The 690-nt window shown below is 41.3% G+C and carries 1 pseudogene; it reads right to left on the bottom strand.

The features are described from left to right. Positions 1-480: 480 nt before the first annotated feature. Positions 481-690, bottom strand: a pseudogene (locus tag H5073_RS17990) (transposase); the annotation flags it as partial.

The following is a 690-nucleotide window of genomic DNA, read 5'->3' on the forward strand; positions in this document are numbered from 1 at the left end:
GGGCGTAGTAAAGCGAACGACAAACTTAATACCAGCAACCTAGCGTTGAACATGTGAATAAGGATAATGGCTTAACTGACACTGCGGAGGGATGATTTAACTTGCTGAAATCAATGGGTTTAAATCAAATCATATAAATAATCACCAAAGGCGCTAAGGGGATCTGCTGATTACCGAAAAGTGGACGATGTAACATCACACCACACAGATCGTATTCTCGAACTGTTATTTACATAAAAATAAAAATCAGGCCAGCCATTATAAAACAGTAACATAATGCATTTTCGACATGTGCTCAAGCGAGATTGTGAAGGTTTGTTGCTAGAAAGCCAATATCGCTGGCGTTTATGGAAGCTGGTTGGCTAAATCGGCAGATTTCGGGGTTTAATTCAGGATAAACAGTGATTTTTAGCCACAATAGCCCAACTCATTAAAGAGTTAAGCTGATTTAGAAACATTGTTATTACAAGGGATTTTAGATTAGCCAGCTTTTAAGTGCTGACAACAACTGGCGAAGTGTCGTCGCCGCTTTTCTAGATGCTCACAATAGCGGGTAAGTTCTTGCAGTGTGCCCACAGGACCATGAAATAGCTTGCCAAATTCAGTGGTGAGTTTGAGCCAGTTATCCTGTGGAATGTTCAATCGCGTGAGTAACTTAGCGCTGTTAGCACTGATTGAACCGCGCTTGTC

The sequence above is a fragment of the Shewanella sp. SR44-3 genome (assembly GCF_014163735.1).
GTDB lineage: Bacteria > Pseudomonadota > Gammaproteobacteria > Enterobacterales > Shewanellaceae > Shewanella.